This is a genomic window from Streptococcus sp. KHUD_013 (genome assembly GCF_052588545.1).
The window spans coordinates 829,536-856,126 of sequence record NZ_CP186264.1 but is presented as its reverse complement, the minus strand read 5'-3'; the positions used below and the strand labels follow the sequence as shown (position 1 = coordinate 856,126).

At 36.9% G+C, this 26,591-nt stretch carries 27 protein-coding genes; 2 read left to right on the top strand and 25 right to left on the bottom strand.

Features of this window, described 5'->3' with window-relative positions; translation table 11 throughout:
- Positions 1-104 precede the first annotated feature (104 nt).
- The 13 genes from ACOXXR_RS03875 to ACOXXR_RS03815 form a co-directional block, all read right to left on the bottom strand.
- Positions 105-1,967, bottom strand: coding sequence for an ImmA/IrrE family metallo-endopeptidase (locus ACOXXR_RS03875; protein ID WP_445278773.1), 1,863 nt, complete (start codon positions 1,965-1,967; stop codon positions 105-107).
- Between the two features lie 222 nt (positions 1,968-2,189).
- Positions 2,190-2,618, bottom strand: a complete 429-nt coding sequence (locus tag ACOXXR_RS03870) for a YjdF family protein (RefSeq protein ID WP_000778909.1) — start codon at positions 2,616-2,618, stop codon at positions 2,190-2,192.
- Complete coding sequence (locus ACOXXR_RS03865) at positions 2,615-3,367, bottom strand: alpha/beta fold hydrolase (protein WP_000992810.1); 753 nt, start codon at positions 3,365-3,367, stop codon at positions 2,615-2,617. Before ACOXXR_RS03865 ends, ACOXXR_RS03870 begins: the two co-directional genes overlap by 4 nt.
- Positions 3,330-3,791 (bottom strand): SRPBCC family protein, encoded by a 462-nt coding sequence (locus tag ACOXXR_RS03860; RefSeq protein ID WP_000865291.1) that lies wholly within the window; start codon positions 3,789-3,791, stop codon positions 3,330-3,332. The genes ACOXXR_RS03865 and ACOXXR_RS03860 overlap by 38 nt, the downstream gene beginning before the upstream one ends.
- The gene (locus ACOXXR_RS03855; RefSeq protein ID WP_000238214.1) at positions 3,792-4,556 is read right to left on the bottom strand and encodes a cyclase family protein; all 765 of its coding nucleotides are present in this window, start codon (positions 4,554-4,556) and stop codon (positions 3,792-3,794) included.
- A 2-nt stretch (positions 4,557-4,558) separates the two neighbouring features.
- Positions 4,559-4,852, bottom strand: coding sequence for a carboxymuconolactone decarboxylase family protein (locus ACOXXR_RS03850; RefSeq protein ID WP_000343399.1), 294 nt, complete (start codon positions 4,850-4,852; stop codon positions 4,559-4,561).
- Between the two features lie 5 nt (positions 4,853-4,857).
- Positions 4,858-5,247 carry a cupin domain-containing protein gene (locus tag ACOXXR_RS03845; protein ID WP_001039061.1) on the bottom strand — a complete coding sequence of 130 codons (390 nt, stop codon included), beginning with the start codon at positions 5,245-5,247 and terminating at the stop codon, positions 4,858-4,860.
- Complete coding sequence (locus ACOXXR_RS03840; protein ID WP_445278772.1) at positions 5,240-6,670, bottom strand: AMP-binding protein; 1,431 nt, start codon at positions 6,668-6,670, stop codon at positions 5,240-5,242. The genes ACOXXR_RS03845 and ACOXXR_RS03840 overlap by 8 nt, the downstream gene beginning before the upstream one ends.
- A complete protein-coding gene (locus tag ACOXXR_RS03835; protein WP_445278771.1) occupies positions 6,663-7,031 on the bottom strand; it encodes a 4'-phosphopantetheinyl transferase superfamily protein in 369 nt (122 codons plus the stop codon). The genes ACOXXR_RS03840 and ACOXXR_RS03835 overlap by 8 nt, the downstream gene beginning before the upstream one ends.
- Position 7,032: 1 nt before the next feature.
- Positions 7,033-7,641, bottom strand: coding sequence for a class I SAM-dependent methyltransferase (locus tag ACOXXR_RS03830; protein ID WP_445278770.1), 609 nt, complete (start codon positions 7,639-7,641; stop codon positions 7,033-7,035).
- Position 7,642: 1 nt separating this feature from the next.
- Complete coding sequence (locus tag ACOXXR_RS03825) at positions 7,643-7,870, bottom strand: hypothetical protein (protein ID WP_000651810.1); 228 nt, start codon at positions 7,868-7,870, stop codon at positions 7,643-7,645.
- Positions 7,871-7,872: 2 nt separating this feature from the next.
- Entirely contained in the window at positions 7,873-9,030 is a 1,158-nt protein-coding gene (locus ACOXXR_RS03820) for a beta-ketoacyl-[acyl-carrier-protein] synthase family protein (protein ID WP_000213426.1), read from the bottom strand.
- A gap of 9 nt (positions 9,031-9,039) precedes the next feature.
- Positions 9,040-10,287, bottom strand: coding sequence for a beta-ketoacyl-[acyl-carrier-protein] synthase family protein (locus tag ACOXXR_RS03815; RefSeq protein WP_000883312.1), 1,248 nt, complete (start codon positions 10,285-10,287; stop codon positions 9,040-9,042).
- Positions 10,288-10,518: 231 nt separating this feature from the next.
- Here ACOXXR_RS03815 and ACOXXR_RS03810 point away from each other — a divergent pair, with 231 nt between their 5' ends.
- Entirely contained in the window at positions 10,519-11,373 is an 855-nt protein-coding gene (locus ACOXXR_RS03810; RefSeq protein WP_117277113.1) for a helix-turn-helix domain-containing protein, read from the top strand.
- A gap of 161 nt (positions 11,374-11,534) precedes the next feature.
- Here ACOXXR_RS03810 and ACOXXR_RS03805 read toward each other — a convergent pair whose 3' ends face one another.
- Both ACOXXR_RS03805 and ACOXXR_RS03800 read right to left on the bottom strand, forming a co-directional pair.
- Positions 11,535-11,990: a hypothetical protein gene (locus ACOXXR_RS03805; RefSeq protein WP_445278769.1), complete on the bottom strand. Its 456-nt coding sequence runs from the start codon at positions 11,988-11,990 to the stop codon at positions 11,535-11,537.
- Entirely contained in the window at positions 11,987-13,114 is a 1,128-nt protein-coding gene (locus ACOXXR_RS03800; protein WP_445278768.1) for a recombinase family protein, read from the bottom strand. Before ACOXXR_RS03800 ends, ACOXXR_RS03805 begins: the two co-directional genes overlap by 4 nt.
- A 242-nt stretch (positions 13,115-13,356) precedes the next feature.
- On the opposite strand from ACOXXR_RS03800, the gene ACOXXR_RS03795 reads away from it, so the two are divergent.
- Complete coding sequence (locus ACOXXR_RS03795; RefSeq protein ID WP_125347290.1) at positions 13,357-14,361, top strand: HNH endonuclease; 1,005 nt, start codon at positions 13,357-13,359, stop codon at positions 14,359-14,361.
- A 59-nt stretch (positions 14,362-14,420) separates the two neighbouring features.
- Here the strand turns inward: ACOXXR_RS03795 and ACOXXR_RS03790 are convergent, their stop codons facing one another.
- The 10 genes from ACOXXR_RS03790 to aroB all read right to left on the bottom strand — a co-directional run bounded on the left by ACOXXR_RS03790 (position 14,421) and on the right by aroB (position 26,490).
- Positions 14,421-16,961, bottom strand: a complete 2,541-nt coding sequence (locus tag ACOXXR_RS03790) for a helix-turn-helix domain-containing protein (RefSeq protein WP_445278767.1) — start codon at positions 16,959-16,961, stop codon at positions 14,421-14,423.
- A gap of 251 nt (positions 16,962-17,212) precedes the next feature.
- A complete protein-coding gene (gene rlmD / locus ACOXXR_RS03785; RefSeq protein WP_445278766.1) occupies positions 17,213-18,568 on the bottom strand; it encodes a 23S rRNA (uracil(1939)-C(5))-methyltransferase RlmD in 1,356 nt (451 codons plus the stop codon).
- A gap of 64 nt (positions 18,569-18,632) precedes the next feature.
- The gene (locus ACOXXR_RS03780; RefSeq protein WP_445278765.1) at positions 18,633-19,958 is read right to left on the bottom strand and encodes an LCP family protein; all 1,326 of its coding nucleotides are present in this window, start codon (positions 19,956-19,958) and stop codon (positions 18,633-18,635) included.
- Complete coding sequence (pheA, locus tag ACOXXR_RS03775) at positions 19,955-20,809, bottom strand: prephenate dehydratase (RefSeq protein ID WP_445278764.1); 855 nt, start codon at positions 20,807-20,809, stop codon at positions 19,955-19,957. Before pheA ends, ACOXXR_RS03780 begins: the two co-directional genes overlap by 4 nt.
- Complete coding sequence (locus tag ACOXXR_RS03770; RefSeq protein WP_154853185.1) at positions 20,800-21,285, bottom strand: shikimate kinase; 486 nt, start codon at positions 21,283-21,285, stop codon at positions 20,800-20,802. Before ACOXXR_RS03770 ends, pheA begins: the two co-directional genes overlap by 10 nt.
- On the bottom strand, positions 21,278-22,561 hold the full coding sequence (aroA, locus tag ACOXXR_RS03765; protein WP_445278763.1) for a 3-phosphoshikimate 1-carboxyvinyltransferase: 1,284 nt from the start codon (positions 22,559-22,561) through the stop codon (positions 21,278-21,280). The genes ACOXXR_RS03770 and aroA overlap by 8 nt, the downstream gene beginning before the upstream one ends.
- 117 nt (positions 22,562-22,678) lie before the next feature.
- Positions 22,679-23,017: a YlbF/YmcA family competence regulator gene (locus ACOXXR_RS03760; RefSeq protein ID WP_061564079.1), complete on the bottom strand. Its 339-nt coding sequence runs from the start codon at positions 23,015-23,017 to the stop codon at positions 22,679-22,681.
- 102 nt (positions 23,018-23,119) lie between these two features.
- Complete coding sequence (locus ACOXXR_RS03755) at positions 23,120-24,226, bottom strand: prephenate dehydrogenase (RefSeq protein ID WP_445278762.1); 1,107 nt, start codon at positions 24,224-24,226, stop codon at positions 23,120-23,122.
- 12 nt (positions 24,227-24,238) lie between these two features.
- Complete coding sequence (gene aroC / locus ACOXXR_RS03750) at positions 24,239-25,405, bottom strand: chorismate synthase (protein WP_445278761.1); 1,167 nt, start codon at positions 25,403-25,405, stop codon at positions 24,239-24,241.
- 20 nt (positions 25,406-25,425) lie between these two features.
- Positions 25,426-26,490 carry a 3-dehydroquinate synthase gene (gene aroB / locus ACOXXR_RS03745; RefSeq protein ID WP_445278760.1) on the bottom strand — a complete coding sequence of 355 codons (1,065 nt, stop codon included), beginning with the start codon at positions 26,488-26,490 and terminating at the stop codon, positions 25,426-25,428.
- Positions 26,491-26,591 lie beyond the last annotated feature (101 nt).

Here is a 26,591-nt window from a genome sequence, read left to right as displayed (position 1 = left end):
TGAACGTTAAAATAAGTCTTTGATATAATCCATTTGTTTAAAAAAACCTGTTAGAACGCAAAAAAGCACCCCTCAAAAAATGAGGGGTGCAACATAAAAAATTTTTAAATTGTTTTCACATTCATCGATTTTAGTTTTTCATTTACTTCTTCTAATGAAAGGTGGTAACAACTTCTTAGAATCATTTTATAAGCACAGTGGTGAGGAAGCAGGTCATTAAAACTGTGAGTGCTCTTCCTAATCAAATCAAAGCTAAAATCTGGATACAGCTTTAGGCCGATACAGACGGCAATTATGTTCTTCAACTTACCATTCTCTCCGTGCTTTGTTTCCATTCTCTCTATTGTAGAAACACTAACGCCACTGTATTCTTCCAATTGTTCCTGTGTACAATTCTTCCTATCTCGGTGGAAACGCAATGTACCACAAAAATGATTCGGAAGAGATTCCATAATGCGCTGAATCTCAGGGAAAATATGGCCGGAGTATTCCGGGATTGAGTTGACTTCAATGATGTGTTCTGAGAAATCTATCTCAATTTTTAGTTCAGGCAGATTTCCACGATACAAGATATAATCATTGAAATCCTTAAAACTAATACTTTTCCGACCTGCATAGTGGATATCAAATACGAGACAGCATTCATCCATGTGAGAGTATGCATAATCAGTCATTTGATAAACTCCATATTCTACCATACGAACATACTTCTCAGAGTTTATGCAAAAATGAGAATCTACATAAACATATTTTCCCGAATCCATTAGCTCTCTAAAACGTTCATTCTTGAAGTTCAAAAAACAAGCATTGTTAAAAGAGATGGTAAATGTTTGATTGTTCTGAATCGCATCCGCTTCACAGGTATAGCTCTTGATGTATTCATGCCCCACATACTTGTAGATGCCTTCAAATTCGGTATAACCAAGCTGCATCATGCGAATCTTAACAGCCCATCGAGACACTTGAAAGAATTGAGCTAAATCATCAATCACCTGTTCAAACATAGTGATCCGTTCATCTTCATCAAAAACTAATGAATATTTGAGAAACAGTTCTTGGACCATCATTTTCGTAGTTTTTCTAGGCATCAAAATCCTCGCAGCAATGCCATTAGCCTGCCACTCCATCCAGTCATAAGTACTCCATTTATCTTCTTTGATAGCTGAGCGATTTAAATAGCTGGAAATTTTGGTATCTTTCGAACCAAATAAACTCTTATATTCATTGTGAGTACGATGTAGGAGCCAGTGAACACATTCATGAATAATGGTATTATTAAAGCTTCCCTGATTTCGAAGTCCTTTTACCTGAGGGTCAACGAGAGCGGTTCCGGCCTTCACAGTACGTTTCTTTTCTTGATCTCCATCAAAGAAAGTCACAAGACTATCTTTAAAAAACATCTCACCAAAAATAGAGCCATCTGAGGAAAGAGTAGCTTCTTCAACCTCAACTCCAATATTCCCTGCAAAATCATAGATGGGCAGTGCCATAGGAGCTTGTAGCATCTCTGGATAATATTGTTCTAAAATGTCTTCTGCAATACTATCCATATTCTTCGCGCTAACATAGGGCACAAATTCTTTTGAAAAATAAGGAACAGGCCCCTTCTCACTTGAAGGAACATAAGGCTTAATTTTTAAGACAGAAAATTGATGAAGACCATCTGCCAATAGGTACTTTACTTTTACTGAAAGCCAGATTTCAGCACTGTCATTTTCATAGCCAAATCGACCATGACCTCCAATATTTAAAAAACCAATTACAAGTAAATCCGAAACAATAAAGTCTCCACTTTTATTGCTTGCATGAATACTCTTTATAGAGAAGTCATCTAGTTTGGCAAAATTGATATCATCAATTGAATATGAGGATATATTTAAAGATTCTCTAGAGTTATAAACATACGAATTAATCTTAGCAAAAAGCTCATTATAAAATGTATTTTGGAATAAGGTTTGAAATGACATAACAATCTCCCTTTATAAAATATTTTTCTCCTTACATTTCGTCCTACCCCAAATTAGCCCTTTTAAAGCTAATCTAATTATATTCTTTGACTCCACTTTTAGTATCATTATAACAACAATTCTTGAAAAAAACTACTTTTTCCCATTGTATAATCTATATTCAACCTTATATTCTGTAAAAGCAAAGGGTATCATAATAATACTTTTAAAACCAAAATATTATTAATGCCCTTTTCTTTTTTCTAGGCGTTTTTGCGCCTTTAACTGAAATCGACGTTCCTTCATTTCCTCTTTACGTCTCTTGTTACTTAATCTTTTTTCTTTCTTCACTAACTCATGAACCTTAGATAATTCCTTCTGAGCCTTAGTAGATACTACAGGTTTATTTTTAGCCTTATTTATCTCTCTTTGCATCCTTTTGGGGTTAATTTTTTTATCTTTTGGTAATGTTTGTAACTCTGACGATGAAACTACAATTTTATTATTTTTTTCAATAAGATAGGGTAATTTTTTATAGATAAACTCAAAAACTTCAAAGTCTTTAGGTTCGCTACCAAATAAATGTTTAATTACTCTATAATTATTATTATAATCTGTATATTCAATTAGGCCATACCAAAAAGCATTATCAAAATAAATAGTTAATTTCATATCTTTTCCTCAATAAAACGGGCAATAGAACTGCTTATCAATTTTGGAGATTCATAGATTATATTGTGTCCGCCGGCAATAAATTCAGTAGTAGCATATGGAATTTTTTGCAACAATTTTTTAAACCTTCGATTAGAAATTACTTGATCGTATAATGGTCTTACTATCAATGTTGGTAGTTCAATGATTCTATTAATTGAGTTCAGACTACTATGTAGTTCAATATCTTTATTTATGACTGAAAGGCCTATTTCCCTCGTTAATTTAAAATACTCTTGTTTGAGGTCTCCTGTAACATCCGATTTAAATCCTTTTTCAAGACTATATTCAAATTCTTCATATGAGCTAAAAGTTAATTGACCTAACTTGATTGACTCAAATGGAGAGATTAAGACTCTCCCCTTTGGTAAAAATTTATTAAGTTGAAGTGTTATATAAGCTCCTAACGAGTGCCCTACAATAAAATAATTGTTACATTGTTGTATATGACATAATCTACGAATAACACATTCTAATATTTGTGATTCATTTTCAGAAAACGAAGAATCATATCCTGGCCTATATAACACACAGCATCTATATGTTGGTAAATAAGTAATAATCTTTTCCCAAACTAAGGGATGTTCTGATAGACCATGAATAAAAAAAAGTAAAAGATTATCTTTACTTTTTTCCCAAGATGAATTAATAGAATAGCACATTATTTTATTTTTAATCTTTATCTTTTTCTTTTTTAACAATGCGTTCATATCTTTCTTTTATATATTGCAATTCTTTTTGAGGACTATTCAACATATGTTCAATAAGGCGCTTTTGGTCAGCAGGATTCAATGATTTAGAAGGGATAAACTCTTGCTCCCATGACAATTTTGTCCCTTCCTTAACCCGTTCATAATACCATTTCAGTTTCATATAATCAAATGGAAAAACTGGATCTAATCTCTCACCTTCTACTGAAAACTTTTTTCTATCGGTCTTCCGTAAGGAAATCCATGAAATCTCTTTTTGACCATCATTCATAAATAATCTAAACTTTATACTATTTTCATCTTCTTCAAGTATTTCAACTTTTGTATAGTTTTTGAATAGCAACGGCCAGTTTCTAACATCATTCGTTATTTCAAAGACATCTTCAAGTCTATCTTTTATTATTATTTCATTCTTTACTTTCATCTACTCCTCCACAATTGCTATTGCCCTCACCCAAGCTGCATCCGCTTTATCTAACTTTATTGGAAATAAAGACAGCAAAAACCCCTCTTTAGGTAATTTATCTAGGTTGCACAGCTTCTCTATATGAACATATTCACGCGTTCTTCCAACGAAATGAGATGGCCATAGCACATTTCTATTTCCAGTAATTTTGAATTCGTTTAACATTACTGGAAAGGATCTATCAAATCCATAACTATCAATTCCTATTACCTTAACACCCAAATCTAACAAAAATTCTGTAGCTTCTTTAGACATCCCTGGCCCATCAGTAAAATATTCTTTTGTTCCATATAACTTATCCATATCCGTATAAACAAGTACGATGTCGTTTGGTTTAATTTCAATTTTTTCCTTTTCTAATACCTTTACTATATCTTCTTTCTCTATATTCTTTTTTCTAGGAAATTTTGAAAAGTTTAATACTTTGCCTTCACCATAAAACCATTCAAGTGGCAATTGGTCAACAGATTTTGTATTTATATTTTCTACATTCTCACTATCCCCAAAATGAATGGGAGCATCAACATGTGTTCCCATATGAGTCGATAAAGTATAGGTATCAAGTGTCAAAAATTCATTATTAGGGAAAGAAGATATGGGTATTCCTGCTTTTTGTGCTAGTCCCTTTGCTCCCTCTGAACTAGTTAACCTAGTGTGCTTAAATTTAGAGGGTTCTGAATCGTTATCTCCCACAGAAACACTTAGATCAATAAATTTAACCATTTTTATTTTTCTCCAAAAATTTTAGTTGCTTCTTTAAAAGCAAGATTAACGTCTGTAATTCCAACAACTGGAAGGCCTAATAAAATTGTATGATAAATTTCTTCCTCACTTGCTCCAGCAGATAATGCTCTATGAATATGAGTATTAAGTCCACTAATTCCTCGATTTACAAGGAACATTGCAATTAATATCAATTCTTTTTCTCTTTGTGAAAAATCAATTTCATTTGTAATTTCTTCCGTTAAGGCGAAAAAAGCTTTTACTACCTCAGGATTAAATTCTTTAATTTCATCCATATCATTTATCCTTTCTCTATGTAAGTATGTCCTAACTTTGGGTTGGGAGCTAATGGAAATGCAATGTAAATGACTTTGACCTCTGCATTTGTTTCATTCTCAATCTTATAAGCTTGACCTTTAGGTATAAATACACATTCTTCTTCATGAATATCATATTTTATATTATTGACATATATATTAAATTCTCCAGAGATACAAATAATGATTTCATCACTAAATTCATGAAGAAGTTCTTGGCTTTTACCCGAATTTAAACTAGAAATACCAAATGTGAAGTCAGGAGTAGTACTTAAATAGAAATTCTTTAGTATAGGTTTTACCCAACCATATGGAGTTTTTACATCCGTTAGCTCTTTTATATTAATTATTTTAAATAGATTGTTCTTATTCACTTGTCTTTATCTCCGCTCCTCTATTTATTTTTCCTGTAATTCCCTTTGGAATTTTAGGAACTCTAAAAAATTTATCAGGAATCCCATAATGAGGGATTCTCTTTCTTAATCTACTTTTTAGTTTCAAATCTGATATTTTTTGATTATCAGCCAAAACAATATATGCCTCAATTGAAGTTTTGTTGATCGGATTCACTCTAACCATCGCTTCATTAATTTCAGACTGCCTAATCAGTTCGTTTTCTATAGTAGAACTCTTAAACCAATTTCCATTAATTTTAAATAAATCATTTGTTCTTCCACAATAGTAATAGTTATTACCTGCATCACGGTAAAACAAATCCCCGGTGCTTATTTCAGAAACTTCTTTATTCCAGCAACTCCTTCCAGATACAAATAATTCCCCAACCTCATTAATTTCGGCTTCACTGCCATCTTTTTTGATAATCCTTGCTGAATATCCGGGTACAAGTGTTCCAACACTACCACTCTTTGGTGAATGTAAACTATTTATAAAAAAAATGTATAAAAGTTCTGTCGTTCCCATTCCTTCAACTAAATAATTATTTGTCCTTCTGCTCCATTCTTCAAATACTACATTAGGTAATGTTTCTCCACAAGAAATGCACATTCTAAACTTCGAACCTATTTCATTTATGTTATCATATAATTTTAGAATTGCATTAAAAAATGTCGGTACTCCAAAAACTACTGTAGGATTATTCCTACAAATACTTTTATATATCTGTGAAATGGAATCATATTCGCAAATGAATACTGTTGCACCTGCATAAAATGGTAGATATACACTATTTCCAAATCCATACGCAAAAGGAATTTTAGACACTGAAAAAATTAAATCCTCTGGTACAATACATGTAGAAGTAGCTTGAAAACTTTCTATACAATTAAGTACATCATCCAGAGTATGTGGAATAATCTTAGAATTTCCAGTGCTTCCCGAAGTACATAAATAAAAAGAAGGAACATCACTAGGTAAACAATCTATATTACTAAAATTCAATTCTTCAGTACATTTTTTTGTATTAAGGTAAGAACGTATATCATCAAGTTTCACTATTGCTTGATTGTCATATTCTAAATCAATATCACTAATTAAATAAACTGAGTTTGAATTAGAGTATAAATAATCTAAGTTTGCCCTATTCATTTTTTTATTTATTAAAATAGGTCTAATTCCCGAAAATATACATGCCCAAAATAAGAAAACATATTCTGGACAATCATTCATATATATTGATACTGTTTGGTTTTTATGAATAGAAAGCCTAGATAAATATTCCTTGAGACAAAAAATATTAAACAGTAAATCTTTATACGTAAATTTAGTTTTGTCAGTAATTATTGCTAACTTTGGATGCTTACTTGGATCAAAAAACATTGTTTTAATTAAACTATTCATACTCTACCTCTAAAATAACAGATGTGTAAATATTATTACGATCACATGTAAATGATAACAACGCATTATAATTATCTTTAAATAAACCTTCTTTAATATTTAAAATATAGGTTTGTTTTTCTATTTTTATCTCTATATCGCTATATTTAATTCCTCTAAAACCAGTCCCAAGTGCTTTTGACGCTGACTCTTTTAGTGAAAACAATAAGGTCGCTCTAAAAATACAGTCCGTATTACATTGCTTAATAAATTTCCACTCATTTTCAGTATATATGAGGTCAACCATTATTGAATCATATTTTTCTAACAATACACGAGTTCGCTCAAAATTTTGAATATCTATACCATGGCCATAAATCATATTATTTATACCAAATGGTGAACCATCCCAGTGGAAACTGCCTATCTTGGGTAGAAAATGATAGGATACGCTCAAGATGTTCTAACTTAAATTCAGGATAAAAAGTATCCAATAATTCTTCACTTGAGATTCTCCTTGGTTGTGCTCCAGGTGAAATTTTATCGGAAAAACAACGAAGAATAAACATACCGCCAGGTTTTAAGAATTTAAGGATTTGCTTAGCATAAATTTTCCTTTCATCATCTGTTAAATGATGAAAACACCCTTGATCCGTAATAACATCAAAACTGTTCTCTTCCAATTCCATTTCAAGAATGTCACCGACTTTCCAATCCACAACTACATCATATGCGCTAGCAATTTTTTTAGCTGTCAAAATAGCAGATTCTGAAATATCAACTGCAGTCACATTCATTCCCCTAATTCCTAAAAAGACTGATTCGGTCCCTAGTCCACAACCTATTTCTAAAATATGAGACTCTGGCTTAATTTTCTGCTCATATACTAAGTTAACTAACTCTGGATTGGCTGTCCCTGCTGTCCATTCATGAGCAGATGGACTCTCGGTTTTATATATTTTTTGATAATATTCTTTAATAAGTTTACTCATTTTATTTCTCCTTTTTTGAATAAATTTCATTAGATAAGTCAATCAAACTTTGTTTATCATCTTCTAAAGCAACTTCAACAAAATACTCCTGTTTTATAGCTAATGATAAATCTACTTTCTCTGTAGAATCCAAGTCGAAGTCCGATAAAGAACTACTGTTGTTGATTTCTTCTTTCTCAATTCCAATATTTTCCAATGCTTCTTTTAAAAAATTTAAAATATCCTTCATTTTTAGCTCCTATATTTTTTTAACAACGTTCCTACATTAATACCTTCTCTTGTTCTTGATGAAACTAATATTGTATCAACCTCATCAACACTACTTACCCTCATATTATTATTTCGAGTGTCAACTATACATATCGAATCCTCTATATACATAGTTCCAATTAATACGTCTGTTACCGTAGAGGCTCCATATTGATGACCAAATAGCTGTTTAGGGGTCGAAATAATAGTATTATCTGATAAAACATCATCAATGAATCGATCTTCAATCTTATCACATTCATAAACTCCACATGCTTCAGGCAAAAAAACATCTAAATTTGAATAAGTTAATTCTAAACCTGACATTAATTTATCCATACATTTTATATAGTCTCCTCTGTTAGATTTCGAGCCTACAATTTCTCCATATATTTTAGCCCCCCTACTTAAAGCATGTTCCAATTCCTCAAGTACTAAAAAACTACTCCCTTCACCTAGTACGATTCCATTCCCTCTATTATAGAGAGAATAGTACACTGCTTCCTCACTTTCATATAAGTCTTTTGTTTGCGAATAGCAAACTGTAGCTAGTTTAGTAATAGGAGCCTCAGTACCTCCACAAACAACAACATCATTAAAACCAGATTTAATTGATTCATATGCAAATTTTAGGCTCATCGCACCACTTGCTCTGTCTGCAACAAAACTCTTAGAATAACCATGGATTTTGTTAAGTATTGTGATATATCCCTGAGCTGCCGCAGGAAACCAAGCTGTTGCCTGCCACGGGTTAACAAATTCAGCTCCATCTATGTACAATTCTTTGAATCCTCTTTCAGAAATGTCCCATCCTCCTGAATTATTCCCGACAAAAACACCTGTCCTATATGAGTTGTAATTACTACATTCTTTAAATCCGCTATCCTCCATAGCTTGTTGAGCTGCATATACTGCATATCTAATAAAAGTATCAATTTTGTGATTAACTCTTCTAGAAATTACCGATTCGTCAAAATTATCAATAATTCCTGCAACTTTAATTCTATTTTTGGAAGTGTCATACCTCTCTATTTTTTTTATACCATTTTGCAGTGAATATAAATTATGCTTGAATTTTGATATTTTATTTCCTAAGGGATTGACAATCCCTCTTCCTGTTATAACAACTCTCGTGGTCATTTCAATTCCTCATTTCCCAATTATACAGGCAGAATGTATACCTCCAAAACCACTTGCAGTAACCAATGCAGTATTAATTATTTTATTTGTTGGTTTTAAGGTAATGTTTAATTCGCATTCGTGATCAGGGTATTCGTAATTTATATTTGGTGGAACTATTGAATTCTGAATTGCCCCTATTGTACTGACTAAGGCAACTAGGCTCGCACTAGATAATGGATGTCCCATCATGGATTTAGTGGAACTTACTGGAATTTCATCTATTAAACTACCAAATACATTGTGAAATGCCTCGCTTTCACATTTGTCATTCTGTTGTGTCGAACTACCATGAGCATTGATATAATCAATACCATTAAGATTTAATCCACTTCTTTGTATTGCTTGTCGTATGGTTTCTGATAAAGCTTCTGAATCTTTTAAATCGGTCATATGATTCGCATTACAAAGACTCGCTACTCCTTTTAGATAGCCATAAATACTTCTTTCCCTTTTTTCAGCTAGTTTCTTCTTTTCCAAAACTAGATAAACGGATGACTCACTTATAACAAATCCGCACCTTTTTTTATCAAAGGGTCTAGATGATTCACTAGGTTCACCTTCCCATTTTGATAAAGCTCCGATAGCATTTAATGTTGAATAGGTCAAAGTGCATAAAGGCGCTTCTGATGCTCCCACAATTGCTATATCTAATTCATTACTCTCTAATAACTGAATTCCAGTTATTAAAGCATCCAAACCTGCTGTACAACCTGTGGAAAGGGACACGCAAATCCCATTAAAGCCAAATATTTTAGATATTTCAGTAGCTGGATAATTAAACATCCCATTATTGTAAAATTTATCTCCTACATTTTTGTACTCTATATCATCTATACCTCCTTGTGTTATTTCTTCATAAATTTCTTGAATTTCAGGTGTTCCTCCAATCGCTGAGCTAGAGATAATTCCCACTTTTTCTTTATCAAGATAATTTATTATCTGTGCATCAAGTATAGCCTCTTTTGCTGCAATATAAGCATTCTTAGCAAATTTCGATTGATTTTTCAATGTCTGTTCTTCTATACTTTGAAGATGGTTTTCATAATTCAATTCTTTTATTTTTGAATAAGTAGATGATTTCATTCCAGCATTCATCATCTCTTTACTCTGTATAATAGCTGATTTCCCATTTAAACTATTTTTCCAAAATTCTTTTTTTCCGATACCTAAGGGAGACACGATGCCGATCCCTGTGATTACAATATCATCTAGCATACACCTACTCCTATAATATATGGAACTCCATAAGTTCTCTATCATACTTTTTTACGTGTTTTGTTAAAGTAACATAACATAGTTATTTATACCAATGATAATAATAATATCCAATATTAAAAAAAGGAATAAAAAAATTTTTTTCATAGGTTTAAGTCCTTTCTTTTTATTACCAGATATTGTATAATATTTTTTATCAAAATATTTTTTTGTTGTGAAAGTGGGAATATCATGAAATCATCTTTAGGCAAAACACTAAGAGAAGTTCGAAAGGGTAAACAAGTTAGTATCTGTAAAATAGCCGATGAATATCTTTCTAAATCTCAAATTTCAAGATTTGAGCGAGGCGAATCTGAAATATCATGCATCAGACTAATGAATATACTTGATAAGCTTAATATTACTCTGGAAGAGTTTTTGACCATTCATAGCAATGAAAATCATCCTAACAATTTTATTAATCTTATTAAATATATTCAGGAAGAATACTCTAAACAAAGATTCTCAAATATAAAGCTATTATTAAATGAAGATGTAACATACAAAATTTCATCATTAGAAAGGACAATGATAAAATCTATAATTTATACTTTTGATAAATCTATTAAGCCTACTAAAAATGAATTATTAGAATTGTCTGACTACTTATTTAAAATTGAAAAGTGGGGCTATTATGAAATTATTCTCCTCGGAAATTGTGTGAGAACACTAAATTATGATACTCTCTTCTTATTGACAAAGGAAATGGTAAAAAACTATTTTTACTGTTTTGTTAGTAAAACGAATAAAAGGTTAGTTACAGAACTTGCTTTGAACTGCTTAATCGCAAGTATTGATAATTATAGATTTAATCATTGCAACTTTCTAATACAAGAAATAGAATTGCTTTTAAAGAATGAGTTGAGCTACTATGAGAAAACTGTTTTCCTATATGCCCAAGGATATTTTGAGTTGAAACAAAATAATAAAATTGAAGGAAAGCATAAAATGAAACAAGCTTTACAAATATTCAAACTTCTTGATGACAAGCCGACTTTCATGAGATACAACGAACACTATTCATTAATATTTAAAGATGAACAATAGTTGTACGTTCTAACTTTTACTGTTTACTAAATGCCATAAATTTTTCTCTAAACAAATATTGATAAACAGGTCTAGAAAAGTGAATATACTAGACCTGTTTCTTTTATAATAATGGATTTTCAGCTTTATAAAGTTCATTACTTTTAAAAGCAATAGGAAATTTATAGATTCTTGTTTTTTCTATTTGCTAAGTCCTCCATATCATGGTGTGTCTGTTTACGAAAGTCCTCAAGAACCTCATAGCCTTTTAACTCAAAGACAAAGGCCCTATCCTCAGCAATGTATATACCTGGTACTTTATAGCGTTTCCCACTCTCCCAGTCTGGCATAATTGTCAAGATGGCTTCTTTCAGATTCTTATTCATCATCTGAACCACACCTTTTCTAATCTTTTTTGACTTGCAAAACTCATAAGACCCCTTGGTATTAGCATGGCATACCTGAATCCCCATGACTTTTGTGTCTTTGTTAAATGCCACAATGACATGACTAGGATAGTTCAGCTCAGCAGCTATGGCCTTGCTGAATGTTACGAAATTCTTATTGACAGTCATGCTGTAATCACTAGCAGTTTTCTCTATAGTAATAACCTGTAAATCGTAGTCTGAAAATCTCATGGTTTTTCTCCTTTAAATACAGTTTGAATCTCCTTCTTTTTCCAAGAAGAATCGAGTACAATAAAATCCTTCAGTATTCCTGACTTCACCCTTTTTACATAGAGTTTTGGCACAAGAGCTACTTTGGCAGATTTCGTTCTTGTTCTCGGTTGAGAGAGCAGCTCTTGAACCAAACTCCAGTCAGAGTCAGATATAATTGAAGGAATTCCATTTCTCAGTCGGTATTTCGGACGCTCACCATTATTCTTCCGCGTCTTATGACTAAAGCAGTCTACCGTATAGGTCTTCTGCATGATAATCTCACCCTTATATTTCTCATTCCTAAGGATGTTATTAACAGCAAGAGTAGACCAGTTTTCAAGTCCAGTAACCGTTGGAATATGGTGCTTCATTAACGCATCAGCAATCTCACGCGCAGTCCTACCATTCATATAGGAATCATAGATATACCTTACTACCTTAGCTTCTGAATCATCAATTACGATTTGACCATATTTGTCCTTGGTATAGCCAAGAAGATTATGCGTTGGAATAATAGGAATACCACGTTTGAAACGCTCAATTATCGACCAAGTAATAGAAGCACTCTTCTGTTCACTCTCTCCCTGAGCTACTATGGACATGACACCTAAAACAAGCTCACCTTTGGTATCCAGTGTGTTTAGATTAATGTCTTCTATTAAAATACCCACTGGATGAGGTAAAGCTTTCAGCTCCCGGTATATACTAATGAAATCTAGCTGATTCCGAGCAAAGCGACTGATACTCTTAACCAGTATCAAATCAATTTTTCCTTGCCTACAGTCTTCCAGCATGTTCTGAAACTGTTCACGTTTCTTGATGGTAGTACCAGATGCTCCCTGATCAGCATAAATTCCAGCCAACTCCCAGTTGGGAGTATTCTGAATCCTTTCCAAATAAGTTTGTTTTTGTAGTTCAAAACTGCCTGATTGGGATTCATCAAAAGTGCTCACCCGACAATAAGCTGCCACACGGGTCTTCTGCTCTCCCAAGCTAGCATTCTGCACCACTGCTGGAATGACCTCAACTGTTCTTTCGGACTCAAAAGCATTACGGATACGCTCTTGCTTCTTCGTTAATTTTTTAGAACTCCTTCTGACCATTTTTCCTCCTTTCCAGAAATCTGCATCTTAATTATAAGCGATGAAAGATGAAAATCTGGACTAAATTAGCAAATTCATAAAATAGGATTACTGCCGAATAAGTTATTAGGTGAGTACAAAATTACGATTCTTCAATCGAACACCAAATTTCAATGTAGATAGTTAAAATAGACATTGAAAATTGTTTTTAATCAGCTTTTGCGATACAATAAAAATAAGAAAACAGTACTAAGGAGAAAATCATGGCGCGAAGATCCCCCTATAGTAATTTAACTAAATCAAACCAAATTCGTTCTGAGCATGTAAAAGGTATGGGAGATATTGTTTTCAAAGGATTTAACTGTTTAAATCCTGACTGTAAGGAATTCATTTTTGTACGGGAAGATGAACTACCAGAGAATTTTACCATCTCTTGTCCAACATGTAATTATACTCATAAATCGGATGGAGAAACTAAATTTTATGATTATTCGATGGATGTTAATGATGAGAATGGCAATCCGATTTCTGTTAAAACTGGTGAATTTACAATATACCATGACGAATACATTGAAGAATCCAAGCAATATAAATACTGTATCATTTGTAATACTATAAAACCGCTTGAATTATTTGATAAGCACTCATCACGTGCATCAGGGAAGCAAGGTGAATGTCGCCTTTGTAAAAAGGCATATAATGCTATAAAAAATGGTACTCGACTTTCGGATCAACACAGAGAAGCTGCACAAAAAAGACGCCTCCTTCTTAATATTGCGGGAAATCCCAAAATCAATAGCTCCGAAATAGAAAAACGATATGATCATAAGTGTTTTTGTTGTGGAAAAGATCTTAGTGCAGTCACTGATAATAAAGAAAAACCTCTTGACCATACTTTGCCAGTATACTACCTTTGGCCGTTATCAACCGAGAACGCAACATTATTATGCCGTGACTGCAACGGTCGTAAATCCGGTAGCTGGCCTGCAAATTTTTATGACGATAAACATCTCAGAAAATTAGCTATTTTAACTGGATTTGACTATCGTCTACTATCGGGCAAACCAAAGTATAATCCTGATGCGATTCAAGCATTAAATGATCCTAATAAAGTTAAAGAGCTACTTGAAAAATTCGCCGCATATATACCTGAAGTGATTAAACTGAGAAATAGAATTTTACGAGATACAGGATTTGACTTTTTTGCTGTATATAAAGACATTTCCCCTGCATATGTTCGTCAAGCCGATGATCTAATGAAATCATAACCTCACCTATGTAAAAAGGTAGTATTTCAAAGCTAAAACTCTAGCTCTGAAATACTACCTTATTTTTTTATTAAAAAGATAAACTGGTGCGCAATGGTAGAACCGATATCCACTACACCATGATTTTCTCCCTCAATTAATTCCTCTCCAACAGCTACAGTATCAAACCACTCCCCACATCTCTGAAGAAGCTCTTTAGACATATCAAATTGTTTTGATTTTCCAACATGTAGTATAAGTTTGCCGTTTTCTTTTAACATTTCATTGCACGCTTTAAAATATGAATAGTAGATATCCATATCTCGATTTTGTTTATTGTCAAAAAAGAAAGTATCTGCTTTCTCAAAAGTTTCGGGCTCCCAACCCGAAAACCATAATCTAAGCCAATTTTGAGTATAGAACTTAAAAGATGATGCAAATGGTGGAGAAGTGATTATTACATCTGATTTTTCTTTTAAATATTGACCAAGCTCTAAAATATCATAGTTATAGGCTTCCCCAATATTCCATACTTCTTCCCCTTCAATAATTCTATAACTTCTAAGTACTTTTTCTCTTAGATGTTTTATCAAATTCTTATAAATAAACTCTCCTTTAGGAGCATAGGGAGTCAGAGGGTGAGAATTCCTAGAAAGTGCATAAGGTCTATTACCATGTAAAATATGCATTAAACATGACATCGTTAAACAATCACTCGATGACAAATCTCTATTCATATAAAAAGCCCTAGCAGCTAATATTTCTTTCATAGTTTCCGGATGGTAATACTCAATAATCTTTTTATTCAATCCGAAACGCCTAACTTCAGAATTATCAGAATACTTTTCTTTATTGTCTTCTATAAACTTTTCTAGTTCTGAAATATTTGCCTCTACATCCTCAAGAAGCGGCCTCTCCACCTTCGCTCTCGAAATAATGTAAGCCATTTCGCTTAGATCATTTGCAATTCCTATTCTACCTTGTAAGCTAGCTTCTAAAGGAATTGTTCCAACTCCACTCATAGGGTCTAAAACCCTATCACCTGGTTTGGTAAATCTTGTTACTAATTCATTTGCTATCGCCGGTTTCAATTTACCTCTGTAGGAACATAAAGAATGCCAAGGGTGTCCCCAATTCCTCCCCTTTTCTTGATATTTCATTTTCTTTAGAAATTCATAAGCTTCTTTTTCATACTCTGATTTCAACCTATTCACCTTTTTTGATAGATTAAAACGAAGAATTCTCTGGGTTAACTCAAGACCGCTTTTAGATTTTCTTGTCCTAATGACTTCATTTTCATAAAGTACAAAACCATGATTTTTAGCAATTTCAATTAGAATTTCATGAGTAGGGACATGTACCCCCGCAAATTGAGAATCACCAATATCAAGTATCAACTTTCCACGATCTTTAATTGCTCTACTTAAGGATTCAAATACTTCATTCATATCATTAAAATATGCAATAATCATCTTTTGAATTCTTGAATCATAGCTTACATCATCTAACTCTTTGATAATATGTTTTACTAAATTTATGGGTTCATAAATTCTTGCACCAACTGACACATTATTTATTCCAGCAACTATTCCTTTTTTATGCATTGCCGCAAGCTCCTGTTCAGAAGATACATAGTCTAATAACTTCAATTCTAATTTAGTATTTCTGATATAATTTGTGCCGTTTAGATAAGGTGGGGAAGTTATTACAACATCAACAATATTTTCACTTGAAATATTTCTGGCATCGTTAGTAAGGAATATTGATTTTCCTACTTTTATATTCCTAATTGATTTCAGGTCAGAGTGGATTCTATCTAGCTTCTTTTCAATTTCAATTAAGAAATTTTTACTAGTTTTGTTTAATTCTTTCCCCTTAGCGTATCTAAGGTCGCCACGTCTAATCATTTTTGAAACATTTACAGCAACCCCTGCTAGGGCAATCTTAAATACATTCTCAATAATCACATCATCAATCTTTGAGATAAAATGTTTGTATTTCTTAATATAAAAAATATTTTCTTGTTCAAAATATTTTTCAAATCCCTGCATCTCTAACTTCTCACGAGTATTGTATTTAGAATCTTCCAAATATTGTATCACTCCAACCTTATAGTCATTGAATTTTTCCATCTTCTCGGGATCAGATGCTAGCTTAAACGAATCTTCTGTTTTTATTTTAGAAACAAATGCCATTATAGGATTTGTTTCACAGTAATAGCTTGTTAAGCCATTAAAAACTCCAACTAATGGTGTTGTCCCTGAACCACTAAATGGATCCAATATAGATGTTACTCCATCTAACTTACTTAATTCGGTTTCAACTAATGATTTTGAATATCCCTCTAAATATGAAAACCAATTATGAATATCTTCGTTTTTATTAGGTGTAAAAGTTCCTAAAGAATCATCTATTTTATAGGGAGTATATACATGCTCAACAATATCTCCAATATCACATTCCAAATATTCACATAACCTGTGTAGTACTTCCATACTAACATTTTCATTTTTACTTAACTTTGCTAAGGTAGTAGGAGTTATTCCAACATGTTTTTTTAGGTCTACTTTTTTTAGGCCTTTATCTTTTATCAGTTTCCATAGTTTTTCGTAATCAAACATTTAAATTCCTCAAAGTATATATTTATGTATCTCGATTATACCATATTCAAATCACATACTCAATAAAGAAAATTGTTTCCTAGCGTATAACATCCACTCAGTCGTCTATGGAAATAAATAATAACAACCAGCCTGGATATTATGGCAATATAGCAACAACTACAGTTTTAGTTGTTACTTTAATACATCCCCACTAAGACTAAAAAGCCACTGTTTCCAGTGGCCTCATAAAGCCTTTCGCTAAAAGGTTTCTAGGCTTTTACGAGCAGAGAAACACACTCGACGTGGTGCGTTTGTGGAAACAAATCCACCGGCTGGACTTTCTTCAATTCATAGCCCAACTCTTGATAGAGCTTTATATCACGCGCCATGGTTGCGACGTTACAGGAGATATAGGCGATGCGGTCAGCTCCTGTTTGGGCGCTTGCTTTAATAAAGCTTTCGGTCAAGCCCTTGCGTGGTGGGTCGACCAGGATGGCAGTTGGTTGGATGCCTTCCTTGAGCCAATTCTTCATGGCATTTTCTGCTGTATCACAGACATAGTGAGCATTGCTGATACCGTTCAATTCTGCGTTCTTCTGGCTATTTTCAACGGCTTCAGGGATGACTTCGACCCCATAGACCTCCTTGACATGTTTAGCGACTGATAAGCCAATGGTCCCGATTCCTGAATAGGCATCGATCACCACATCATCTTCTTTTAACTCCGCAAAGTCAATGGCTGTCTGGTAGAGCTTCTCTGCCATTTCTGTATTGACCTGGTAAAAGGCTGGTCCAGAGATTTGGAAGCTATTCCCCAACATTTGGTCCGTAATGTAATCTTGACCATAGAGAACCCGCCATTCTTTCCCAAAAATGGCATTGGTATTCTGGTCATTGATATTTTGCATAACAGACACAATCTCTGGGAACTGCTTGATGACTTGTTCAATCAACTGTTCAACTCGGAAAATTTTAGGACGAGTGGTCACCAAAATAACCATGATTTCTCCAGAATGATGCCCACGACGAACAACAAGGTTACGAATCAAGCCAGATTGTTCCCTTTCATCATAAGGCTTGAGGTCAAACCGACGAATCAAATCACGAAGCGCCAAGACCACTTGGTCAATGACTGGATCTTGGATATAGAAATCTTCAATCGGCATCAAATCATGAGAGTTCTTCCGAAAGAAGCCTGTCTCTACCTGACTATTGACACGACGGACAGGGACCTGGGCCTTGTTGCGATACTGGACGGGATGGTCCATTCCCAAAGTGAGGGGCACTTCGATATCGGATATTCCTGCTATCTTGTAGAGACTATCCTTGACTTGTTTGGCCTTGAATTTCAGTTGCTCCGGATAAGCCAGGTGGCCCAAGTCAGCAATGCCGCTTCGCAAGTAAGCCAGGTCCAGTTCTTCATTGCGGTGAGGAGATTTTTCCAAGTACTCCTCTACTTTACCGTAGCCGATCTTTTTGTTGACTTTAAGCACGCGCATGCGGATCACTTCTCCTGGTAGGGCATTCTCCACAAAAAAGACCAGGCCATCGACCTTAGCCACCCCTGCTCCCTCATGGGTCAAATCGACAATATCAACTTCTACAATATCATTTTTCTTTAACATGGTGTTCAATCTTTCTACAAATTAAAAGGGATGGAGTTTTCAAAACTCCTATCCCTTAATTATATCATCTTAAGCCCATTTGGGACAATTTCTTTTTATAAGCATCGAAATCGACCAGCAATCCTTGTCCGCCATACATATCATAGGCATCGACCCAATCACCATTTTCTGGAATGGTAATGCGTTCAATCCCCTTGCTAGCACTTCCGACTAAGCCAATTCCGTTTGTCAACAGGAAGGAGAAGGGTACATTGGTTGAGGTCATAGCGAAGACCTTTCCTAGTGCTTCAGATCCAGTAAAGAGCTTGGTTGGATCCTTGATTTGGTGAACAATGGCAGACATAACTTCTTGTTGGCGTCTTGTCCGGCCAAAGTCGCCCTCATCATCCTTACGGAAACGAGAATAGTTGAGGAGGGTGCGGCCATCCATCCGTTGTTTTCCGACCTTGATGGTTTGCTGAGGAACGACACCGTCTTTCATGTTCAAATCGTCTGGCACTTCCACTTCACTGACCTTTTCACCATCAATAGTGGAAAACTGCGCATTCATCTCGACCCCATTTGGGAAGAGGGTATCAATGGCTGTCGCAAAGGTTTGGAAATCGACCATGGCGTAGTATTGGATATCAATGTCAAAGTTATCCTTGAGCATCTGACGGACCAATTCCGCCCCTTGGTTGTTATTCTGCTCTCCAATGGTAAAGGCCGTATTCAACTTCTGGTCATAATAATCTTGATATTCTGGATCTGTTTGCTGGCTCACGCCATCAATATGTACCAGAGTATCCCGCATGAAGCTGACCAATTTTACCTTACCGTCCTTGTTGTTGACATTAACGACCATGATAGAGTCCGTTCGCGTCTCAGACGAGTTTTCCCCTATTCGACCATCTGTTCCCAAGATCAGGATATTGACCCCGTCTTTGGTCTTCTGACCGTTGAAATACTCTTTAACAGCTGGTTGGGCGTTGGTCCCACCAGGTTTGCTATTCAAGCCTTTGAGAAACATAAAGACCATTCCACCAAGGACCAACAAGACGAAAATGGCAATCCACTTTAAAATACGTTTGAAGCGGATTTTTTTTCCCTTCTTACGTTTGGGAAGAGCTACTACTTCCTCTCGTTTCTTTTTATTGGTTTGGGTTTTATCCTTTCGGCTCCGTGATGGATAGACTGGTAATTCATCAGACTCGTTTTCGCTTCTACTTGAGGAAACCACAGACTCTTCTGCACTTGCTGAAACGGAGTCATCTTGGGATCGTCCCTCTGATTTATTCTTTAGATACTTGTATTCCAACTGCTCTTTCTCATTCAGATAATGATAGTTGGAATAAAGATAATCCAATCTCTTTTGTTCATGATAGGATAGGTTTTCTGATTCTCTACTCATACGTTCTCCATTTCATTGTTGTTTAGCACATAGACCGAATAGTGGCCCAAGGTTTTGATAGATGCTCCTAAGGATTCCAGTTCTTGATAGGCAGAAGCAAACAGTGATTCGTCAGCATCCACCACATCGATAATAAAAAAATATTCCCCTAGGACCGTCTTTAAAGGACGACTCTCAATTTTTGTTAAATTTAATTCTCTGGAAGCAAATGTAGCTAAGGCCTGGCATAAAGAACCTGCAATATTACTTGGTAAGGTAATGGCCAGACTATTCTTACAGGAAACTTTCTTTAAGGAATGACTACCTTTAAAAGGTCGCTGACCAAGAATCCAAAAGCGGGTATAATTTTGATCCATCTCTTGAATATTACTGGCCACCACTTCCAGACCATATTCATCCTTGGCCTCCAAAGGCGCAATGGCTGCAATAGGAAGCTCTGGATGTTGAGAGACATATCGAGCTGCATAGGATGTCGAAGTTGTCATCTCTAGTCTGGCTTGAGGAAAATGTTCCTGAACATAGGCTTTCCCTTGAGCTAATGCTTGAGGATGCGAATAGATCACTTCAATGGATTGATCCTGCTTAACTGCCAAAAGTTGTTGCTTAATGGGATAAACCACTTCTGCAATAGCCTGGAAACGAGCCTGGTGAAAGAGGTAGTCAATCGTCTCATGGACACTGCCTTCGATGGAGTTCTCAACAGGGATAACCGCATAATCTACTTGGTCGGACTCATAAGCTTTGATCACTTCTGTGATAGACCCGTAAGGGCATAAGGTCGCCTCTTCAAAACTTTCAAGGGCTACATGATGGGTAAAGGATCCCTTAGGACCGAGATAAGCTACAAGCATCGGATGATCTCCACAATTTCTTCTGGTGTCTTATCAGCAACATCAATCACATGTGTGGCTACTTCTTCATAAAGGGGCAGGCGTTGCTCATACAAGGCACGAAACTCTTCTGGTTTTTTATTAAGAAAGAGGGGGCGCTTAGTTGCAGGATCGGCAGCCAGTCTTTGATAAAGCCGCTCAAAATCAATCCGCAAATAAATATTATAAGCATTCTTCTTGAGAAGCTTGCGATTTTCTGGTTTCAGGACGATGCCCCCACCAGTTGAAATGACCGAGCTCTCTTGATTGAGTAACTCATGCAACAAAAGCGACTCTTGCTGGCGAAAACTGTCTTCTCCATAGCGAGCAAAATAGTCAGAAATCGGCATTTCTAAGCGTTGGACCAAGAGTTCATCCATATCTGCAAAAGCTGGGTCCAATAAAGAGCCAATGGTCGTTTTCCCTGCTCCCATAAAGCCGAGTAGTACTTTAGGCATGAGACACCTTTTCTAAATCTGCAAAGAAGGTTGGATAGCTGGTATTAATAGCTTCAGCACGCACAAGTTCCACTTTACCATCGCTTACAAGCAGGGCTGCAATAGCTCCCATCATACCGATCCGGTGGTCACCAAAGGTTTGTAGGCTAGCACCATGTAAGGGCGTTTTCCCCTCAATAATCATCCCATCCTCTGTTGGTGTGATGTTAGCCCCCATGGCATTTAGACTATCTGCCACTACTTGGATGCGATCCGTTTCCTTGACTTTCAATTCTTCAGCATCTTTGATAATGGTTTGGCCAGAAGCTTGAGTTGCCAAAAGAGCAATTATTGGAAGCTCATCAATCAAACGAGGAATCAAATCACCCGAAATTTCTGTTCCATGGAGGTCGGAAGTCTCTACGACAAGCGTCGCAGCCTTAGCAAGGGGATCAACATCCAATATTTGAAGCTTGCCTCCCATTTTTTCAATAACCTCTAGGATACCTGTACGAGTCTCATTGATCCCGACATTCTCTAGACGAATCTGACTATTAGGGACAATCAAACCAGCTACCAACCAAAAGGCTGCACTGGAAATATCACCTGGTACCGTCACCTCACAGGCATGGAAGCTTTGAGGCCCACGTAGGCGAATTTCTTTGCCCTTCACGCTGATCTGGCCACCGAACTGCTGGATCATATCTTCAGTATGATTCCGTGTCAGTTCTTTCTCTAGAATGACTGACTCCCCTTCTGCTTGCATGGCAGCAAATAGAAGAGCTGACTTGACCTGAGCAGAGGCTATCGGTAATGAATAATGGATTGGTTGTAATTCTTTTGTCCCATGAAGGTGAAGAGGAAGCATATCTCGCTCAGTTTGCCCCTGGACAGTGACTCCCATCTCTCTTAGGGGGATCGCCACCCGATCCATTGGTCGTTTGGATAAGCTGTCATCTCCAACCATGGTGACTGGGAATGGACTTCCTGCTAAGACACCCGCTATCAATCGAGTGGAGGTGCCTGAGTTCCCCATATCCAGATCATTCTTAGGTTGTTGAAAGGCTTCAAAGCCTTTCCCCTCGATGGTGATCACTTGACCATCATCTTGGATAGAAACGCCTAGGTCTCTAAATACTTGAATAGTGGATAAGACATCTTCACCACGTAGGATATCATAGACCTTAGTGGTTCCATGCGCAAGGCTACCAAAGATAATCGAACGATGACTGATCGATTTATCCCCTGGAACACGAATGATTCCATTTAAACCCTTACAATTCGTTTGTAATTTCATGGCTTACCCCTTCAAGCTTTTCTAAAAATTTTACCATAAAAAACAGCCATTTTCAACGTTCACTTGGAAGGTCCTCTAAGATGGGAGAGAAAAAGAGGTGGGCTCTCCACCTCTCCCTTATTTAAATAAATCTTGAACTGGATCAAAAATAATCCGTTCAATATCTCCTAGATAAACAGACAATTGCTGTTGTTTGGTGAAAAACTCATTTACAATTGGGTTTCCTTGTAACTTCCCAGCGAAGTCTTGCATTTTCTTTTGTTGGTCTTCAGTTGGCATTTGTCCAGACTGGATGACTCCATGAATTTCTTGTTGGAAAGCCAGGTAGTCTCCGAATAACGCTTTTGCATCGGCATCGGCATCAATGGCTTCCTTACTAGCAAGGACAGCCTTGTATTCTGGTAAGTCACGAATTCCGCGTGACAATTCATTGGCTAGATCATAAATATTTGACATGTGATTTCTCCTTAACAATTTGGTTTTGTTCTATTATACAAAGATTCTGTTACATCTTGTGTTAGAAACTGCTATTTTTGTAAAAATCCTACTTAGGACCTACTATTTGATCACCACACTATAATCCGTTTGCTCGGTGATCAGGGCTTCAGCCCGCGCTTGATCTGCAGCCGTCTTAAAGGAAATCTGAAGAATCCCGTAGACATCTTCCCGGTTTTCCTCATTAATATGAATATTGACCAAGGAGGTACCTCGAAGCAATTCGAGGATCCGAAGGATGACATCTTCTTCGTCTGGGACATCCACAAAAATATCGAAGGTGCTTTCCACCCCGCCTCTTTTATGGATCTGCATATGTTGCCGTTGCTCTCGACTGTGATTGAAGAAAGACCAGATATCTTCTTCTTGCCCTTGGCGAATCATCTCAGCAACTTGGTCAAGGCGAGCCTGAAAGTCTACTATCCGATCGAGAACAGCAGCTGGATTGGATAGCAAAATGGAGGTCCACATGCTGGGCTCACTCTCCGCAATCCGCGTCATATCACGAAATCCTCCTGCAGCAAAGCGACCTGTTAGGCTGTGATCTTCTGTATAAGCAGCTGCTTGTCCCATCAGGGTAGCTGCCAATACATGAGGAAAGTGACTGATCTGGGAAGTGACCCGATCGTGTTCCCTTGGATCTACCTCGATGAAACGGGCTCCAAGCCCTGAGAGTAGAGCCTTCAATTCCAAGACCGAACTCGGGTCAGTCGCAGCTGTTGGGGTAAAAATGTAATAGGCATTTTCAAAGAGGGTGGAGTCAGCTGAGGCAGCACCTGTCTTGTGACTTCCCGCCATGGGATGCCCGCCGACAAAACGGACTGGGAGATGTCTAAAAGCATTTTCGCCAGCTTCTACAATGGCCCCCTTGGTAGAGCCCACATCTGTCACAATGACTCCTTCTTTCAGTGGCATTCTCGCCAGTTGCTGAAAGGTTTGAATGGTTTGCTTGACAGGTAGGGAGACGATGATGACATCAGCTCGAGAAGCAAACTCTTCCAAATCAGCCGTCACCTCATCAACAATTCCCTTCTTTAGAGCAATATCTCGTGAGGCTTGACTACGATTATAGCCTAGTAAAGTCATTTGCGGATGAGCTTTTCGGATTCCCATAGCTAACGAAGCTCCAATCAGTCCTAGACCTACGATATAAACAACCTTTTCTTCCATCTATTTCTCCAGTTAGAAAGCTTTGGTATAGGCCCGATGACGCTCGACAGCTTCCTTCAATTCTTCCAGATTATCAGAAGAGAACTTGTCCAAGACTTCTGTGGCTAAGATCGTTGCCACCACAGCCTCCATGACAACCCCTGCAGCTGGAAGCGCTGTTGGATCACTCCGCTCCACCGTTGCCTTATACGGTTCGTGCGTTTCAATATCGACACTCATGAGGGGTTTATAAAGAGTTGGGATTGGTTTCATTACTCCACGGACGATAATTGGCTCTCCATTGGTCATGCCGCCTTCAAATCCGCCCAGATGATTGGTTCGACGAGTATACCCATCTTGCTCAGACCAGAGAATTTCGTCCATGACTTGACTGCCTTTTCGACGACCTGCTTCAAAGCCTAGCCCGAACTCTACACCTTTAAAGGCATTGATAGAGACAACCCCTTGAGCGATCTTGGCATCCAATTTCTTATCCCATTGGACAAAAGAACCCAGACCGACAGGCACACCACCTACAATCGTTTCGACGATCCCTCCGATGGTTTCCCCTTCTTTCTTCACACTATCGATATAGGCCTTGATTTCCTCTTCTCGCTCTCGATTAACGATGGAAACCTCGGATTGAGCAACCGCTTCCTTGATTTGGGAAACCGTTAGATTTTCCGGAACCTCTACTTCGATGCCACCGAAATTGACGATGTGGCTGGCTACTTGAACCTCAATCTCTTCCAATAGACGTTTGGCTACTGCACCTACTGCTACCCGCATGGTTGTTTCCCGAGCGGATGACCGTTCCAAAGAATTTCGCAAGTCATCAAAACGGTACTTGATGCCACCGACCAAATCAGCGTGGCCTGGACGAGGCTTGGTAATTTTCCGGAGGCCCTTCTTCTTTTCCTCCACATCACTAACAGACATGATTTCCAGCCATTTTTGATGGTCTAGATTGGTGACATTCAAGGTGATAGGACCTCCCATGGTCAAGCCATGGCGAACACCAGAGGTGATCTCGACCTGATCGCTTTCAATCTTCATCCGTGCTCCACGACCGTAGCCTCCTTGGCGGCGTTTTAATTCGACGTTGATATAATCAGCTGTCAAAGGGAGCCCTGCTGGCACACCTTCGATAATAGCTGTAAGTCGTGGTCCGTGTGATTCTCCTGCTGTTAAATAACGCATGCTATCTCCTTTGTCGCTTTCTAGTGTAAGAAGTCTCTCATCTCTTCCAATGGGACTGGATGGATCTGACAAGTTCCAATTTCTGGTACCAAAACGAGTTTCAATTGATTGCCCCTCGCCTTCTTGTCCAAGGTCAAGGCCTGATAAAGCTTTTCCTTATCCCAAGTATGGAATTCTACTGGTAAGCCAAATTTTTGACACATTTGGCGAATAGCCTGCGTTAAACCGGCTTGAACCAATTCCTTAGCTTCTGCCACCTTAGTAACTTGCACCATTCCAATCGCTACGGCTTCCCCGTGCATGACCTGGCCATAACCGGCTGTTGCTTCGATCGCATGGCCAAGGGTATGACCGAAATTCAAATAAAGACGAATGCCCTGGTCTAGCTCATCTTCGACGACCATCTTGCGCTTGACTTGACAGGAATGGGCAATCAGGGATTCTGCATGCTCATAAATAGACTCAATGGAGCCATCCATTTGATCCAGTTCTTCCCATAAGGCAGGATCTTCGATGAGACCGTACTTAATGACTTCCCCCATGCCCTCGATCAACTCGCGTTTGCCAAGAGTCCGCAGCACTTCAGGATCAATCAATACCCCATCCGGTTGGGCAAAGGTTCCTACCATGTTCTTAGCATAGAGTGTATTGACTCCGGTCTTACCTCCGATAGAGGAGTCAACCTGAGCCGTCAAACTAGTCGGTACTTGAACGAAATGTATGCCCCTCATATAGGTGGAAGCTACAAAGCCAGCTAGATCACCAACAACACCACCCCCAAGAGCAAGGATGCCATCAGATCGTGTCATGCCATTCTTGGCTAAGAATTCATAGACTTTTTGAACGGTCGTCAGATTTTTACTAGCTTCTCCTTCCAGGAACTCATAGCTAATCACTGTAAATCCTTCACTTTCAAGGCTTTTTACCACCTGACTTGCATAAAGAGACCCTACATGATTGTCTGTAATGACTGCTACTTTTTGAGCTTCCCATAAATGACTGAGCCAGGTTCCAACCTTTTGGATCGCTCCATTCTCAATGACAATCTCATAACCATTCTTTGGTAGATCAACATTCACCTTCATAAGGATCTCCTTTCAAATCCATGTGAAAAAGATTACAATTTCACTATTGTATAAAAATAGAAAACAGAGCATACTTGATTAAGTTTTTCTGTTTTCTTCCA

Bases quoted from the DNA above. Each gene is read 5' to 3' on its own strand.
- ACOXXR_RS03875 (WP_445278773.1), bottom strand. From the start codon at position 1,967: ATGTCATTTCAAACCTTATTCCAAAATACATTTTATAATGAGCTTTTT.
- ACOXXR_RS03870 (WP_000778909.1), bottom strand. From the start codon at position 2,618: ATGAAATTAACTATTTATTTTGATAATGCTTTTTGGTATGGCCTAATT.
- ACOXXR_RS03865 (WP_000992810.1), bottom strand. From the start codon at position 3,367: ATGAACGCATTGTTAAAAAAGAAAAAGATAAAGATTAAAAATAAAATA.
- ACOXXR_RS03860 (WP_000865291.1), bottom strand. From the start codon at position 3,791: ATGAAAGTAAAGAATGAAATAATAATAAAAGATAGACTTGAAGATGTC.
- ACOXXR_RS03855 (WP_000238214.1), bottom strand. From the start codon at position 4,556: ATGGTTAAATTTATTGATCTAAGTGTTTCTGTGGGAGATAACGATTCA.
- ACOXXR_RS03850 (WP_000343399.1), bottom strand. From the start codon at position 4,852: ATGGATGAAATTAAAGAATTTAATCCTGAGGTAGTAAAAGCTTTTTTC.
- ACOXXR_RS03840 (WP_445278772.1), bottom strand. From the start codon at position 6,670: ATGAATAGTTTAATTAAAACAATGTTTTTTGATCCAAGTAAGCATCCA.
- ACOXXR_RS03835 (WP_445278771.1), bottom strand. From the start codon at position 7,031: ATGATTTATGGCCATGGTATAGATATTCAAAATTTTGAGCGAACTCGT.
- ACOXXR_RS03830 (WP_445278770.1), bottom strand. From the start codon at position 7,641: ATGAGTAAACTTATTAAAGAATATTATCAAAAAATATATAAAACCGAG.
- ACOXXR_RS03825 (WP_000651810.1), bottom strand. From the start codon at position 7,870: ATGAAGGATATTTTAAATTTTTTAAAAGAAGCATTGGAAAATATTGGA.
- ACOXXR_RS03820 (WP_000213426.1), bottom strand. From the start codon at position 9,030: ATGACCACGAGAGTTGTTATAACAGGAAGAGGGATTGTCAATCCCTTA.
- ACOXXR_RS03815 (WP_000883312.1), bottom strand. From the start codon at position 10,287: ATGCTAGATGATATTGTAATCACAGGGATCGGCATCGTGTCTCCCTTA.
- ACOXXR_RS03810 (WP_117277113.1), top strand. From the start codon at position 10,519: ATGAAATCATCTTTAGGCAAAACACTAAGAGAAGTTCGAAAGGGTAAA.
- ACOXXR_RS03805 (WP_445278769.1), bottom strand. From the start codon at position 11,990: ATGAGATTTTCAGACTACGATTTACAGGTTATTACTATAGAGAAAACT.
- ACOXXR_RS03800 (WP_445278768.1), bottom strand. From the start codon at position 13,114: ATGGTCAGAAGGAGTTCTAAAAAATTAACGAAGAAGCAAGAGCGTATC.
- ACOXXR_RS03795 (WP_125347290.1), top strand. From the start codon at position 13,357: ATGGCGCGAAGATCCCCCTATAGTAATTTAACTAAATCAAACCAAATT.
- ACOXXR_RS03790 (WP_445278767.1), bottom strand. From the start codon at position 16,961: ATGTTTGATTACGAAAAACTATGGAAACTGATAAAAGATAAAGGCCTA.
- rlmD (WP_445278766.1), bottom strand. From the start codon at position 18,568: ATGTTAAAGAAAAATGATATTGTAGAAGTTGATATTGTCGATTTGACC.
- ACOXXR_RS03780 (WP_445278765.1), bottom strand. From the start codon at position 19,958: ATGAGTAGAGAATCAGAAAACCTATCCTATCATGAACAAAAGAGATTG.
- pheA (WP_445278764.1), bottom strand. From the start codon at position 20,809: ATGCTTGTAGCTTATCTCGGTCCTAAGGGATCCTTTACCCATCATGTA.
- ACOXXR_RS03770 (WP_154853185.1), bottom strand. From the start codon at position 21,285: ATGCCTAAAGTACTACTCGGCTTTATGGGAGCAGGGAAAACGACCATT.
- aroA (WP_445278763.1), bottom strand. From the start codon at position 22,561: ATGAAATTACAAACGAATTGTAAGGGTTTAAATGGAATCATTCGTGTT.
- ACOXXR_RS03760 (WP_061564079.1), bottom strand. From the start codon at position 23,017: ATGTCAAATATTTATGATCTAGCCAATGAATTGTCACGCGGAATTCGT.
- ACOXXR_RS03755 (WP_445278762.1), bottom strand. From the start codon at position 24,226: ATGGAAGAAAAGGTTGTTTATATCGTAGGTCTAGGACTGATTGGAGCT.
- aroC (WP_445278761.1), bottom strand. From the start codon at position 25,405: ATGCGTTATTTAACAGCAGGAGAATCACACGGACCACGACTTACAGCT.
- aroB (WP_445278760.1), bottom strand. From the start codon at position 26,490: ATGAAGGTGAATGTTGATCTACCAAAGAATGGTTATGAGATTGTCATT.